This window comes from Chitinophaga sancti (assembly GCF_034087045.1).
Lineage (GTDB): Bacteria > Bacteroidota > Bacteroidia > Chitinophagales > Chitinophagaceae > Chitinophaga > Chitinophaga sancti_B.
Window position 1 is genome coordinate 4,548,272 of record NZ_CP139247.1, and the last position, 15,775, is coordinate 4,564,046.

A 15,775-nucleotide genomic window follows, 5' to 3' on the forward strand; every position below is an offset into this window, starting at 1 on the left:
GTTAAATACTGTTAAAATATTGCCTTCTTTTATCGGGTCTTGCCGCCCGTTCATCTCATGTTTTTGCCTGATCACCGACACATATTCCTCATTCGCCGACATAACACGTTCCTCCTTCTCCCGAAATCTACATTTGTTTTTTAGGTACTCAACAAAAAATCAATTTGATGGTCTTGCTGGATCGAAGGGCAATACATATATCAGGTCTCTGTTGTCTGCTGTTATTATCAGTCGCCTGCCATGAAAAAAAGAACAAGGACGATGCTAAATCTCAGGGAAACCAACCTACCATTGTAGATGTCATTATCGCTGACACCCGTAGTGTAAGCAATAACATCGAGGCAAACGGTACGATCGTTCCCAACGAATACGCCGAACTCCATCCCGAAATCAGTGGCAGGATTACTTTCCTCAACGTTCCCGAAGGCGCCATCGTCGAAAAAGGCACCCTCATTGCCCGTATCAACGATGCTGACCTACAGGCACAACTGGAAAAATCCAAAGTTCTCCTGGATCTCTACGAAAAAACAGAACAACGCGACCGCAAACTCCTGGACATTAACGGTATTAACCAGGCCGACTACGACCTGGCATTGAACAATGTGAACGGCACCAAAGCCGATATGGCATACACCCAGGCCCAGATAGACAAAGCCGCTGTCCGTGCCCCCTTTACCGGTACTATCGGCCTACGTCAGGTCAGCATCGGGGCATACGCCACACCAGCGACCCTGATCGCCACGATCCAGTCGCCCGACAAAATGCGGGTCGACTTCACCTTACCTGAAAACTACGCCCACAACCTCAAAAAAGGTGGTGTGGTTGAAGTAGTAAGCGATGCGAACAATGGCACCCGCAAGCAAGCCACTATTATCGCTACCGAACCACAGGTGAGTCAGACGAGCCGCAACGTAAAAGTGCGCGCCCTGCTCTCCGACGGCAAAGGCCGCCCCGGCGCATTTGTAAAAGTTTACTTAAATGCCGGTGCGGATACCAAAGCCATCATGGTCCCTACCAATGCACTCATTCCAAATGATAAAAATAACCAGGTCGTACTCGTCAAAGACGGCAAGGCCCGCCTCACCACCGTGCAAACCGGCGTGCGGGAAGCCAATAATGTGGAAGTCACCAGCGGCATCGCTGTAGGTGATACCGTCGTGGTGACAGGCGTGCTCTTCGCCCGCCCCGATGCGCCTGTGAAAGTCAGACAAGTGAAGACACTGGAAAAACTCGTGGCTGCACAGCAATAATCACCCAACGGAATTCAACAAATGAATATATCAGAACTATCATTGAAGCGGCCTGTCCTTGCGACAGTGATGAATCTCCTGATTATACTGTTTGGGGTGATTGGCTACTATTTCCTGGCAGTGAGAGACTACCCTGCCATCGATCCTCCTATTATTACAGTAACCACTTCTTATACAGGTGCGAACCCGGATATCATGGAAAGCCAGATCTCCGAACCACTGGAAAAACAGATCAACGGTATTCCCGGTATCCGTACCATCTCTTCCAATAGTTCCCTGGGTAGCAGCGTGATCACGGTGGAGTTCAACCTGGGTATCGACCTCGAAGCCGCTGCCAGTGACGTGCGTGACAAGGTGAGTCAGGCAACTAAAAGTCTGCCGCTGGACATCGATGCACCACCGGTTGTCACCAAGTCCGATGCGAACAGTGACCCGATCCTGATCCTCGCTGTTCAAAGCCGTACCAAGTCGCTCATGGAACTGAGTGACTATGTCGATAACGTACTACAGCAACAATTACAGACCATCGACCAGGTAAGCTCTGTGAACATTTTTGGTGATAAAAGCTATGCCATGCGCCTCTGGCTCAATGAAGCAAAGATGGATGCTTACAATGTGGCCTATAATGATATCAGCACGGCCCTTAGCAATGAAAACGTGCAGTTGCCCGCCGGTAAAGTATATGGTAACAACACTGAACTAACTATTAACGCCATTGGTCGCCTCACCACAGAAAAAGATTTCCGTGACCTCATTCTCCGTGAAGACAGCACAGGCATTGTTCGTCTCAGTGATGTAGCCCGTGTGGAACTGGGTCCGCAGATAGAAGAACAGGGCTGGAAATACAATGGTGTAAATGCAGTAGGGTTGGCAATCATTCCACAACCAGGCGCGAACAACATCGCCATTGCCGATGAGTTCAAAAAACGTATGGAGGCAATCAGGGAATCCAACAAAGACGATATTGAATTCAGTGTGCTGGTAGATAATACCCGCAATATCAGACAGTCACTGGCCGAAGTAAAGGAAACCCTGATCATTGCATTTGCACTCGTGGTATTAGTGATCTTCTTCTTCTTTAGAAACTGGCTGATTGCCATCCGTCCATTAATAGATATTCCCATCTCGCTGATCGCCACCTTCTTTGTGGTGTACCTCGCGGGCTTTACCATTAATATATTAACGCTGTTAGGTATCGTACTGGCTACAGGCCTCGTGGTGGATGATGGTATTGTGGTCACGGAAAATATCTTCCGTAAACTGGAGCAGGGGATGAGCATTCGTACGGCTGCGCTGGAAGGAAGTAAAGAGATATTCTTTGCGGTCATTTCTACATCATTGACATTGGCCGTGGTATTCATGCCGGTGATCTTCCTGCAGGGATTTGTAGGCAGGTTATTCCGTGAATTCGGGGTCGTACTTGCCACAGCGGTTTTGATCTCTGCCTTTGTATCCCTAACGATTACGCCAGTATTAAATGTGTACCTGAATAAGAAAGATGCTGGTCATGGCAAGTTCTATGAAAGAACAGAACCATTTTTCCAGGGGATGGAAAGTGGCTACAAGCGCTGGCTGGAAGCATTTATGAAAGTGCGCTGGGTCGCAGTGGCCATCATTCTGGTGTGTGCAGGTATGATCTGGTTGATCTTAAGTAGTATTCAAAGTGAAATTGCACCTCTTGAAGACAGAAGCAGTATCCGTATGACGGTGAGTTTACCTGAAGGTACGAGCTATAGTTATACCCAGGCTGTGAGTGACAAGATAGCGAATTACCTGTATGACTCAGTACCGGAAAGAGCCTTCGTATTCGCAAGAACACCTGCGGGTTCCGTGATCAATAGTTCTCAGCCACGTATTGGCCTGGTACCGCCGGAAGAGCGTGATCGTAGTCAGGCAGAGATTGCCAATGACCTGAACAGGAAGTTGAAGCGCTTTAATGATGCACGTATCTTCACGATACAGGAACAGACAATTGCGGTGGGTTCCGGTTCCAAGACCAGTTTACCCATACAGTTTATCCTGCAAAATCAGGATTTAGATAAACTTAAAAAGACGATTCCGTTATTCCTTGAAGAAGCTCGTAAAGATCCAACCTTCGCTAACGTAGACGTAGATCTGAAATTTACAAAACCTACATTGGAAGTAACGTTCGATCGTATGAAGATCAAGGATCTCGGCTTATCTACGAATGATGTGATCTCTGCTATGCAGGCTGCTTTCAGTGGTGGCCGTCTGGCGTATTTCATCATGAACGGCTACCAATATTACGTAATTGCACAATTGGAAAGAACGGAGAGAAATGAACCTGCGGATATCAGTCATATCTATGTACGCAATGCAAGTGGAGATAAAATTCCATTGGATGCAGTCGTGAAAATAGTGACCAGTACAAGTCCGGCTACGTTGTATCACTTCAACCGTTTCAAGAGTTCCACCATTTCTGCATCCCTGGCACCGGGTCATACCATTGGTGATGGCATCAAAGCCATGCAGGCGATAGCAGACAGGCTACTGGATCCAACCTTCCATACGGCATTGTCCGGCTCCAGCCGTGACTATGCAGAAAGTTCTTCCAATATCGTATTTGCCTTCCTGCTTGCGTTGGTATTGATCTATCTGGTACTCGCCGCACAGTTTGAAAGCTTTATCGATCCGTTCACCATCATGCTCACGGTGCCGCTGGCATTGGCAGGTGCATTGCTGAGCCTGTGGATCTTTGGCCAGACATTGAATATCTTCTCCGAAATCGGTATGATCATGTTGATTGGACTGGTCACGAAGAATGGTATCCTGATCGTAGAGTTTACAAACCAGAAGCGTGAGATGGGTATGAACAAACATGATGCGGTAGTAGAGGCGGCATCACAACGTCTGCGTCCGATCCTCATGACATCGCTGGCTACGGCATTGGGTGCATTGCCTCTGGCCATGAGCCTGGGAGCGGCATCCACAAGTCGTGTACCATTGGGGATCGTGGTAGTGGGTGGTATTGTGTTCTCACTGATCCTGACCCTGTTCGTGATTCCGGCAATATATACCTTTGTGAGTAGTAAGCACAAGGCACACATACCTGATGTGGCAGAATAAAACAAAATTCATGAAAAGATTTATTATATATCTAACCTTTTTCTCACTTCCGAGGCTGCTGCATGCGCAGCAGCTCACACTGAAGGATGCTGTGAATATTGCTTTAAATAAAAACTTAGGCATTAAGATCGCGGAGAATAATGTGAAGATTGCGGAGCAAAATAACAACTACGGTATAGCTGGTGGTATGCCTGTAATCAGTGCTTCCGGCTCCGATGTAGAACAGCTCACCAGTCTTGAGCAGAAGTACGCAAACGCTGCGAACAACAAATCGAGCAATAACGTCCGCTCTAACGAACTCTCTGCCAGCCTGGGCGCCACCGTTCCAATTTACAGCGGTAGTAAGATCTCCAATGCCAGCAAACGTCTGGATGTTGCTGAGTCTATGAGCAATGACTACCTCAAATCCCGCGTTGCGTACATCACCTACAATGTGATGATTAAATATTACGACATCATTCGGCAGGAGAGCTATGCGGCCACTCTGGAACGCTCACTGGAAGTATCCCGTCAGAAACTGGATATCGTAAAAGCACAGCAAAGTGTGGGCGTGGCCAACAATGCAGACCTCTTTCAGGCCCAGGTAGATCTGAACACACAAATGCAAAACCTGCAGGCGCAGCAACTGGTGATCGATCAGGCCAAAACCGATTTACTGACTGTCCTGACCTTAAAACAAGACTCGCTCATTCAGATCAAAGACACCATTATCGTAGCCACGGATCTCCAGCTGGCACCCATCCTCCAATCCATGGAGCAACATCCTGACCTGATTGCCGCAGGCAAACAGGTGCAGATCGATCAGTACCTTGAAAGGGAAACGGCTGCATATCGCTATCCTTCTCTGACAGGCAATGCCGGCTATAATTATAATTATACCAAGAACAGTGATGGATTCTCCTTATTGAACCAGAACTATGGTCCATATGTCGGTGTAGGTGTAAATATCCCGATCTTCAATGGTTCTGTTTACAAAAGGAGACAGGAAATCGCTGGTATCAATACCTCCAATGACAAGTTGATCAGGGATACGCTCGGCATCAACTACACCGGCAATATTGTCAAGAGCTGGCAGGCGTATAATAATAACCTGCAGCAATTACAAACTGCCAAAGACAACTACGATCTGTCAGGAAAATTGCTGGATCTTGTCCTGCAGCGTTTTCAACTCAAGCAAGCGACGATCATTGATGTCAAAACCGCGCAACAAAGCTTCGAAAATGCCGGTTATCTTTTAATAAACGTAAGCTTCGCCGCAAAATCTGCGGAGATCAGGTTGAAATATTACGGCAATCAACTCAGCCAGCTATAACGCTGTCGCTGTCATTTATCTGCTGCCTGTACCTGCTGTCGCAAGCCAGCAGGTACAGGCCCCGCGAAAAAGAACGCCTGGACCGAAGGTCAAGGCGTTCTTTTTCGCCCACCTCCCAACTTACCACTCATGAAATATCCCCCAAATTATCCCCCTTTTCCCCTAAATTCGTGCATTCAAAAGATCATTTGAGTGTAGTATGGAGCAACCTGTAAGCAATATAACGTATAGTCAGACGGGGTATTTCAATCAACTAGTAATCGACTTTCTGGCAGATCATCCGCATCTCCGTCCCTTTTACAAACATTCTTCCCTATCCCCTGATTTTGAAGCCGCTATCGCCGCCAAAAAATCCCAGCCACAAAACCGTGGGGTATTAGTCTCCTCCCTGCAGGAACAATACAAGGGCCTTCATATCACTGATCACGTCAAAAACAACATCAATGCCTTAGGCTCGGCGAATACCTTCACTATTACCACCGCTCACCAGCCTAACATCTTCACGGGCTACCTCTATTTTGTATACAAGATCCTGCAAGCCATCAAGCTTGCCAGCCAGTTGCAAGACAAGTACCCGCAATATAAATTCGTCCCTGTTTACTACATGGGCAGTGAAGATGCTGACCTCGACGAACTCGGCCACATCTACCTCGCCGGCAAAAATATCAACTGGGCCACCTCCCAGCAAGGCGCCGTAGGCCGCATGCAGCCCGAAGGCTTCGCCGATCTCTTCACCACCATCGAGTCCGCCCTTGGTTACGGCCCTTACACCGCTGAACTTATGGACATGATGAAAAAGGCTTACCTCGAACACGAAAACATCCAGGAAGCCACCTTATACCTTGTAAATGAACTCTTTGGCCGTTTCGGTCTTGTTGTGCTAGTCCCTGACAGCCCGGCGCTGAAGCGACTCTACATCCCCGTCATGCGGGATGAGTTGCTGCACCAGCATTCCCATAAAATCGTTAATGAGACCCTCACCCGGCTCTCTCAACATTATAAAGTACAGGCCAATCCCCGCGAAATCAACCTGTTCTACCTGACCCCGACCTCCCGCGAACGCATCGTTCAGATAGGTGATACCTGGAAAGTGCTGCACATGCCGGTCGAGTTCACCCGCGACACGCTGGAAAAGGAATTACAGGAACACCCGGAGCGATTCAGCCCGAACGTTATATTAAGAGGCCTCTACCAGGAAACCATCCTTCCAAATATCGCCTTTATCGGCGGGGGAGGGGAGATCGCCTACTGGATTGAATTACAGGACCTCTTCGCCCATTACAAAGTTCCATTCCCGGTACTGCTATTGCGCAACTCCTTCCTGCTGGCAGATATGCCCTCCTTAGCCCGTTTAAACAAACTGGGCCTGGAAGTCCCGGATCTGTTCAGGGATGTAGAATCATTGGTCAACGATTTTGTACAAAAACATACCAATGCCGCACTGGTCTTAAAAGATGAATACACGGCGATCGAAAAGCTTTTTGATGAATTGTCTTTAAAAGCAGATATTGATATTACCCTGGTGAAATCAGTGGAATCAGAGCGATCCAAAGCGATAAAATCCATTGGTAAGCTGGAACATAAGTTCCTCCGTGCAGAGAAAAAGAAATTCGCCTGGCAGACGGACCAGATCCGGGTACTCAAACAGAAGTTATTCCCGGCTAATAGTCTACAGGAGCGTAAAGAGAACTTTATGCCCTGGTATATTCAGCAGGGACCGGGTTTCTTTGATCTGATCCTGGAACATCTGGATCCAATCACCGATCAATTCGGGATTATTTATACGGATTAAATTTTCTTGCCCCTCGAAAAAAAACGCCTGGACCTTTGGTCCAGGCGTTTTTTTTGATAATTCTGCTAACTATTCTGCTCCAACGTCTTCTTCATATCCTTCAACAAACTCATCACCGCATGTAACTGATCCCTCACTTGCTTCACCTCCAATATCTCCTGCCTCAACACCGTATCCCCCTGCCCATTATTCACCTCCTCCTGCCTCTTCTGATACATCGCCTCCAACTTCATATCCAACGTCTCAAACGCCTCCACAGTCGCCGGCGGCGCCACCACTTTCTCCCCAGGCCGCTCCAACATCTCCAATATACAACTAAAATACGCCTGCAGATTATTACTCAACAACTTATACTCCGGCTGATGAAACCTCACCCCATTATGCGTCGTCCCATAATTCGCCAACGCCGCTATATGCGAAATAATCGAATTATTCACCACCACAAAATGATACACCTGCGACCCATTCTTTTGCTTACTCTTCGGCTCTGACAGCATTCGCTGAAACGCTGACATCAGGTTCGCCGCACTCACATTCGAATCCTTCCTTGCCAACTTATAATCATTCACCACAAAAGTCTCCTGTGTATACAAATGCATCACCTGCTCAAAATAATTCGCATTACTCTTCACCATCTTTATCATATGACTCGGCAACGTATTCTTCTCCCAACTCGGCCACAACAACAAATTCGCAAAGAACGCGATCGTTCCCCCAATCGTTGTGTCCATCACTCTCCAACCCACATTATAAAAATGTGCCGGATGCAGAAAATGTAACAGGAATATCACAAACGGCGTCACAAAAAACACACTCAATGTATACTGGTGCGTCATAAAACTATACGCTCCCAGAATACACAGCAACATAAATATAAATATCACTGTATTGTTCATCGTAAAGAACAGGATCACCGCCGCAAAGAGCGCCCCCGCCACTGTTCCGTATATCCTTTGATAACTACGGGCTTTCGTAATACTAAAACCTGGTTTCAATATCACCACTATTGTCAGCAATATCCAGTAGATCCTGTCCAGGTGAAATAACTGGCCGATCACATACCCCGTCACCGCCGCCAGACTTACACGCAGTGCATGCCTGAATATATGCGACTGAAAAGTCAGGTTATTAAAGAATGTCTCCGCATCATACTGCCCATGGTTCGTAAAACTGGATAATTGTAATCTTGGATCAATAATCTCATCCTTCACCCTTTCCAGCCTTGTAAGCCGGTGCAGGTTATAGATCCTTTGCGCCATATCCGCCAGGTTATGCAGGATATTTGACAGCACCAGCAATCGTGACCGCTCTTTAACTGTTGGTAAAGTTTTCCTGATATCATCCACAGCCGTCTGCACTTTTACAATCTCATACCGCAGGTTCGCCTTCGGCAAAGATCGTTGTCCGGCCGCTACTGCTTCGCCTATAATCTTCAACTCGCCTGCAAACTCCAATATCAGTGTATGAAATTTATCCAGCACCCCCGCCCCGTCAAATGACTCATGCAAGGCCTGGTAATCCGTCTGCGCCGCCATAATCTGCTCCTGCAGGTCCACCATATCGAGGAAGATCAGCACTAATGCCTTATTAATACTGGTCGTACCTTCCTGGTGAGAACGCCTTTTTAATAACAACTCTCTCACCGCCTCCTGTTTCTCACTCACCACGACTTGCTGTGCCAGTACATCTTTATAAATTTCTTCAATTTTATCACCAGCATCCGGCTCATAAAACCGCGCCCTTGCCAGTAAATAATCCGCCGTTTCCGTAATACACTCAGAGAGCATCTGTTGTACACTTAAATAAGGCCGTATCTGCCAGAGTAACAGTGCCAGGAGCCCATACCAAACTGCACCTAATAATATATAGAGACTGTGAATGACTGCTTCGTAGGGGGACACCGCCTTTTCCCCCAGTATAGATACCATCACCAGCATACAGGCGATCCCGATATTCCCCCCTCTGTTGCCATAAATAAGCAACATGGAGTTCATAAAACAACACGCCAGTATATAAAAGGTCATCAATACCGGGTACGGCATAATGAGAGAGGTAGTAATGGCGGTAAACCAGATGAAACCGATGGCAATTAGCGTCCCGTTTCGCTTATGAATGGCAGTTCCTGGTACGTCCGAGAGGGCAGTAGCGAGGGCGCCGAGCGAAATGACGATCCCGAGCGGGAGGTTGCCCAGCATCGAGCAGACTACAGAAGGCACGACCACACTGATGGTGGTACGCAAACCGGTACTAAAATGATAGCTGTAGATGAAATTCCTGACTTCCTGGATCCAATGCCGCATGTAGAAATTAATATTTACAAAGATATGAATTCAAAGATTAAACCATTCCGGCTGAAATGGACCGCAACTACCTCCTCCTCAATGGCGTCCGCCAAAAAAACCTTCATTCCCGCAGCCGCAGGCCATTTATAATTTTTCATAAAATAGAAAAAATCCCTAATTTGTGTCCCCTGTTAGTCCTTACCATATCGGCTAACCCATCATTATATTCAACTTAAGCAATGATCTTCAGCAACCTGTCTGAAATTTATACACAACTGTGTATAATTAAATTTCCCCCGACATGTCTATCTATTATAAATTACTGCTTTCTTTGAACAAATAATGACCTGGAAACATAATTGTGCTGTGAATGGTTAAAATCTGATACGCCAAATCAGAGAAATCATAGTTATCTTTGACGGCTTAAAAAAAACAAAGAGGAGCAATTGTGCGTTTAAAAACATTAGAAATCAAAGGCTTCAAAAGTTTTGCAGACAAGACTGTCTTACACTTCGACGAGGGTGTAACCGGGGTTATAGGCCCCAACGGCTGTGGCAAAAGTAATATTATCGACTCCATCCGATGGGTTATCGGTGAGCATAAGATCTCCAATCTCCGCTCTGAAAACCAATCAGGCCTGGTGTTCAACGGCTCCAAAACCCGCTCCGCCAGCGGGATGGCTGAAGTAAGCCTCACGTTTGAGAATACCCGCAATGTACTCCCTACTGAGTTTACCACTGTCACTATCACCCGCAAATTCTACAAGAACGGCGATTCCGAATACCGCCTCAATGACGTAGCGTGCCGACTCAAAGACATCCATAATCTCTTTATGGATACAGGTGTCAGTACCGACTCCTATGCCATTATCGAACTCGGAATGGTGGATGATATCATCAAAGATAAAGAGAACTCCCGCCGCCGCATGCTTGAGCAAGCCGCCGGTATCTCCATCTACAAAACCCGTAAAAAAGAAGCAAAATCCAAACTCGACGCCACCGAAGGGGATCTGAACCGTATTGAGGACCTGTTATTTGAAATCAACAACAACCTCAAAACCCTCGAAGCCCAGGCCCGAAAAGCAGAACGCTTCTACGAAATCAAGAAAGAATACCGCGAAGTCTCTATAGAACTGGCCAAAGCTGCCCTCGAAGGCTTTAATGTCGAATTTAAAGACCTCACCGACCAGCAACAAGCCGAATCAGACAAAAAACTGGCCCTGGAAGCCGACATCACCAAAGATGAAGCCTCCGTCGAAGAAGATAAACTCCACTTCGTAGCCAAAGAACGCGAACTCTCTGTCCTCCAAAAATCCTTCAACGAACTGGTAGCCACCATCCGTACCAAGGAAAACGACAAGAACCTCGCTACACAACAACTCACTTACTTAAAGGAAAGAGAACGCAATATCAGCCACTTCCTAGCCAACGCTGAGGGACAGCTGCAAGGCCTCACCGACTCCATCGCATTTACTGAAAACCAGGTTACTGAAGAACAGGACGTGTTCGACTCCCTCCAGGATCAACTGGAAGGCCTGCAGGACATGGTCGATGAGAAAAAGGAATCCTTTAACCAAAAGAAACTGGCCCTCGAAACCCTCCGCCGCGATCAGCAACAATGGCAACGCCAGCAGTTCGAAGCAGAGAAAAAAGTGGCCGTAGCCGATACCTCGGTACAAAACCTGGTACGCAGCATCCAACAGCTGCAGGAAGAAAAAACCAACCGCCAGCTGCAGATCACGCAACTGGAAGAAGAAAAGGCCTCCCTCCAGGATACCCTGCTGGATAGCAAAGCTGACCTGGAAGATATGGTCGCTTTCCAGGAAGAGACCAAAGGCAAGATCCTCAGCACCCAGGGCGAAATCGAAGGACTCCGCGATAAACTCGTGGATGAAAACCGTACCCTCGATCAGAAAAAGAACGAGTACGACCTGCTGAAATCACTGGTTGACAGTCTGGAAGGCTACCCCGACAGTATCAAATTCCTCAAGAAAAATACCGACTGGAACAATAAGGCACCCATACTAAGCGATATCTTCTTCTGTCGTGAAGACTACCGCACCTGCGTGGAGAACCTGCTCGAACCTTACCTGAACTATTACGTAGTCAACAACGCCGCCGAAGCCATTCAGGCCATTAACCTCCTCGATGACTACAAAAAGGGTAAAGCCAACTTCTTTATCCTCGACCAGTTCCATCATCAGGGCGGGCAGCTCTTTACCCCAGCCAATACCATCCCGGCACTGGATGTGGTAGAGATCGACGAACGTTACAAAGGTCTCGGCAACTACCTCCTGGGCAAAGTATTCATCGCTGACAATGTAACCGGTATCGAATGGGACCAGCTTGCTGACCAGGATGTACTCGTGATCGAAAAGAGCGGACGCATCGTACGTGGTAAATACAACATGAGCGGTGGTAGCGTGGGCGCTTTCGAAGGTAAAAAACTCGGTCGTGCCAAGAACCTCGAAAAACTGGATGAAGAGATCCGTGCACTGGAAACCATCGTCGCTACCCTGCGGGAACAGATACAGGAAAAGCACAACCAGGTACTCGGCTTCAACACCCAGCTGAATGAAAACAAGATCAACCAGCAGCGGGAGAAGATCAACCAGCTGAACAACCAGGTGTTTGGTCTCCAGAACAGGATCGAGAACTTCCGTCACCTGATCGATTCCGGCGATAAACGACTGGCCGAAATGCAGCAATCCCTGGAACAAAACCAGGAAAGCATAGCCGGTGTAAGAGAAGAACTGGAAGATCTGAACGAAAAGGTACACGCCCTGCACGACAGCATTATCAACGCAGAACGTGCTGCCAGCGACGCCGAAGCCCAGTTCAACCAGGCGAACGTACAGTTCAACAACCAGAACTTACAGCAAACCCGCCAGCAATCCAAAGTAGCGGCCCTGCGCCAGGAACTGGATTTCAAACGTAAACAACTGACCGATCTGCACAACCAGATCACCAGCAATAAATCCCAGCTGGAAGACGCCGTGGCCAACATCGCCGCTGCCGAAGACAAACTGGGCACTGCCGAAGATGGGCTCGTAGAACTCTTCCGCCGCAAGGAAACAGAGGAGAAGGAACTGAACGAAAAAGACCAGGAATACTATAACTTCCGTAACCAGTTGCAGGAAAAGGAAACCAGTCTTCGTACCCGCACCCGTGCGCGTGAGGAACTGGACCGCCAGCTCACCGTGATCAAAGACAAGGTGAACGAACTGAAGTTACAACTGGCCTCCATGAAGGAGCGTTTAAGTGTAGAATTCAAGGTAAATCTTGATGAAATCATCGACGAACAACGTAGCTCCGTATTGCCGGCAGATGAATTGCAGGGTAGTGCTGAGCGACTCAAGAAGCGGCTGGAAAACATGGGTGAGATCAACCCTACGGCAATTGAAGCCTACCAGGAGATGAAGAAACGTTATGAGTTCATTCTGGAACAAAAGAATGACCTTGTGACCGCCAAAGAATCTCTGATGGCTACCATCCAGGAAGTAGAAGCGACCGCCAACCAGAAATTCCTCGAAACCTTTAACCAGGTGAAGGAAAACTTTGTTAGAGTGTTTAAGGCGCTGTTTACAGAAGAAGACCAGTGTGACATGATCCTGAGTGATCCTGAAAACCTGGCAGACACAGGAATTGAAATCATCGCAAAACCGAAAGGAAAGCGTCCGGCAGCCATTACACAGCTGAGTGGGGGAGAGAAGACCCTGACGGCAACAGCACTGCTGTTTGCTATCTACCTGATCAAACCAGCCCCGTTCTGTATATTGGATGAGGTGGATGCGCCGCTGGATGATGCGAATGTTGGGAAGTTTACTAATATGATTCGTAAATTTTCGGATAATTCACAGTTTATCATTGTGACGCATAATAAGCAGACGATGGCATCGGTAGATGTGATTTATGGTGTGACGATGCAGGAACCAGGTGTAAGTAAACTTGTTCCTGTGGATTTCAGGAGTCTGAATTAGAGGGAGAAATTGAAAGAGCCAAAGAAAGATGATCGATTTTACAAGTTCCTTTTTGTGAAATAAGCAGTAGGAGCTTTTTAATCCGGTAGTTTTTCAAACTTTTAGATTTCAGATCTACTCGCTTTTAGGTCTATTAACTTACAGATCTATCAACTTTTAGATTTCCTAACTTTTAGATTTCAGATCTCTGCACTAACTTTACGCAACCAAACAAAAAACTTACATAGCTATGGGCACATGGGGTACCAGAAATTTTGAAAATGATGGTTCACTAGACTGGGTATTTGAAATGATTGATGCTAAGGATGGAGGCTTGATCTCTGATACCTTGCAGTTCTCATTGAACAAAGACGGTCTCCTCGACACTTCTGAATGCGAAGACGCATTGGCAGCCGCTGAAACAGTAGCCGCGCTTACAGGTAAACCCAGTGAAGATTATCCTGAAACTCCACTGGAAAAGCTGGATTCTTTAAACGTTCTGGCTACCCTGGCATTAAGAAAACTGGCGGTTTCAGTGATTGAAAAGATCAAGCTGAATTCTGAAATGAAGCAGACGTATACAGAGAGTGGAGAGGTAGAAGCGTGGTTTGCTGTACAGGATGAGCTGATTAGAAGACTGAGCTAATTACAACCTGCAAAATACCTAATTAAAAGCCTCCCGGATGCTAATTCCGGGAGGCTTTATCTATTTACGCTTAAAAGGAGTTAAATTTCTTAACTGATTATTTTAATTAAACTTACTTAGATCAAAATCCCCGCTATCGTCGCTGACAAATAAGAAGCGAGCGTTCCACAAAACAACGCCTTCATCCCCAACGCTGCCAAATCCCCTCTTCTCTCTGGCGCTAACACACCAATACCCCCAATCTGCATCCCCACACTACTAAAATTAGCAAACCCACAAATTGCCACACTCACAATCAACAACCCCTTAGAAGATACCACTGGGATCGTCTTATCCGTCAAATGCTTAAATGCAATAAACTCATTTACCGTCAGCTTCTGTCCCAGCAAGGTCGCCACATTATTTACATCCCCATTCGGTACACCCATCGCCCAAGCCACCGGATAGAACAACTTCCCAAATATGTAATTCAGGCTCAAATCAAATCCCGGATTGAAAATATGCCCGATCTTCAGCAACCCCCAGTCTAAAAACGCAATCAACGCAATAAACCCAATGATCATGGCAATCACATTCATCGCAATCTTAAACCCATCACTCGCACCATGTGAAATCGCATCAATCACATTTACATAATGACTCTTCACATCCAGCTTCACAACGCCCATGGTCTGTGATTCCTCCGTTTCCGGAAACACAATCTTCGATATCACCAACGCTCCCGGCGCCGCCATCAGACTCGCCGTGATCAGCATCGGTGCCAGGTCCATGCCCGCAGCCAATCCCATATTGGAATACACCACTAGGATACCCCCCGCTATACACGCCAGGCTACCACTCATCGATGCCAGCAACTCACTCTTGGTCATATATGGCAAATAAGGACGGATCATTACCTGGGCTTCAATCTGCCCCACAAACGCACTTGCCACATTGCTCAACGCCTCCGCACCACTCACCCGCATAATCACATTCATTGCCCTGGCTATCACTGCCACTATCCGCTGCATAATTCCAAAGTGATAGAATATCGCCACCAGCGAACACACTAGAATGATCGCAGCAGTTACGTTGAACGCAAACACAAAACCACTCTGGGCATAATCACTGACCGTATCAGGGGTAGGTTTCACCGCAATGCCTGCATACACAAAAGCCACACCTTCACGGGCAAACTGTTCCAGCTTACCCATCGCTTTACCTAATAACTGGAAAAATCTGAAAACCGGTGGTACCTTGAATACCAGCAGGGCAATTATTATCTGCAGGCCAATACCACTCAATACAAGACGGAAATTGATCTTCTTTTTGTTGTTGGAAAATAAGTAAGCAAGTCCCAGGATGAGTAAAATACCAAAAAGGCCCTGAAAACGTCCCATAAGCTAATTTAGATCTAGTAAGGAGCGAAGGTAAAAAACATTAAGGAAATTTATAGGGGGATTTTGGTG

The 15,775-nt window shown here is 47.1% G+C and carries 8 protein-coding genes; 6 read left to right on the forward strand and 2 right to left on the reverse strand.

Translation table 11 applies throughout. The features are described from left to right. Positions 1–167: 167 nt before the first annotated feature. The 4 genes from SIO70_RS18520 to bshC all read left to right on the forward strand — a co-directional run bounded on the left by SIO70_RS18520 (position 168) and on the right by bshC (position 7,441). On the forward strand, positions 168–1,250 hold the full coding sequence (locus SIO70_RS18520; protein WP_320573120.1) for an efflux RND transporter periplasmic adaptor subunit: 1,083 nt from the start codon (positions 168–170) through the stop codon (positions 1,248–1,250). Between the two features lie 21 nt (positions 1,251–1,271). Continuing rightward, a complete protein-coding gene (locus SIO70_RS18525; RefSeq protein WP_320573122.1) occupies positions 1,272–4,337 on the forward strand; it encodes an efflux RND transporter permease subunit in 3,066 nt (1,021 codons plus the stop codon). A 10-nt stretch (positions 4,338–4,347) separates the two neighbouring features. Further along, positions 4,348–5,649: a TolC family protein gene (locus tag SIO70_RS18530; RefSeq protein ID WP_320573124.1), complete on the forward strand. Its 1,302-nt coding sequence runs from the start codon at positions 4,348–4,350 to the stop codon at positions 5,647–5,649. A gap of 199 nt (positions 5,650–5,848) precedes the next feature. Further along, a complete protein-coding gene (gene bshC / locus SIO70_RS18535) occupies positions 5,849–7,441 on the forward strand; it encodes a bacillithiol biosynthesis cysteine-adding enzyme BshC (protein ID WP_320573126.1) in 1,593 nt (530 codons plus the stop codon). 65 nt (positions 7,442–7,506) lie between these two features. On the opposite strand, the gene SIO70_RS18540 is transcribed toward bshC, so the two are convergent. Beyond that, positions 7,507–9,741, reverse strand: coding sequence for an FUSC family protein (locus SIO70_RS18540; protein ID WP_320573127.1), 2,235 nt, complete (start codon positions 9,739–9,741; stop codon positions 7,507–7,509). 430 nt (positions 9,742–10,171) lie between these two features. On the opposite strand from SIO70_RS18540, the gene smc reads away from it, so the two are divergent. Both smc and SIO70_RS18550 read left to right on the forward strand, forming a co-directional pair. Then, positions 10,172–13,702: a chromosome segregation protein SMC gene (gene smc, locus SIO70_RS18545; protein WP_320573129.1), complete on the forward strand. Its 3,531-nt coding sequence runs from the start codon at positions 10,172–10,174 to the stop codon at positions 13,700–13,702. A 229-nt stretch (positions 13,703–13,931) separates the two neighbouring features. Further along, on the forward strand, positions 13,932–14,327 hold the full coding sequence (locus tag SIO70_RS18550) for a DUF4259 domain-containing protein (RefSeq protein ID WP_320573132.1): 396 nt from the start codon (positions 13,932–13,934) through the stop codon (positions 14,325–14,327). Between the two features lie 116 nt (positions 14,328–14,443). Here SIO70_RS18550 and SIO70_RS18555 read toward each other — a convergent pair whose 3' ends face one another. Next, positions 14,444–15,706 carry a NupC/NupG family nucleoside CNT transporter gene (locus SIO70_RS18555; RefSeq protein WP_320573134.1) on the reverse strand — a complete coding sequence of 421 codons (1,263 nt, stop codon included), beginning with the start codon at positions 15,704–15,706 and terminating at the stop codon, positions 14,444–14,446. Positions 15,707–15,775: the final 69 nt, after the last annotated feature.

Excerpts from the sequence above, each read along its gene's own strand:
- SIO70_RS18525 (WP_320573122.1), top strand. The coding sequence starts at position 1,272 with ATGAATATATCAGAACTATCATTGAAGCGGCCTGTCCTTGCGACAGTG.
- SIO70_RS18520 (WP_320573120.1), top strand. The coding sequence starts at position 168 with ATGGTCTTGCTGGATCGAAGGGCAATACATATATCAGGTCTCTGTTGT.
- SIO70_RS18540 (WP_320573127.1), bottom strand. The coding sequence starts at position 9,741 with ATGCGGCATTGGATCCAGGAAGTCAGGAATTTCATCTACAGCTATCAT.
- SIO70_RS18550 (WP_320573132.1), top strand. The coding sequence starts at position 13,932 with ATGGGCACATGGGGTACCAGAAATTTTGAAAATGATGGTTCACTAGAC.
- SIO70_RS18555 (WP_320573134.1), bottom strand. The coding sequence starts at position 15,706 with ATGGGACGTTTTCAGGGCCTTTTTGGTATTTTACTCATCCTGGGACTT.
- SIO70_RS18530 (WP_320573124.1), top strand. The coding sequence starts at position 4,348 with ATGAAAAGATTTATTATATATCTAACCTTTTTCTCACTTCCGAGGCTG.
- bshC (WP_320573126.1), top strand. The coding sequence starts at position 5,849 with ATGGAGCAACCTGTAAGCAATATAACGTATAGTCAGACGGGGTATTTC.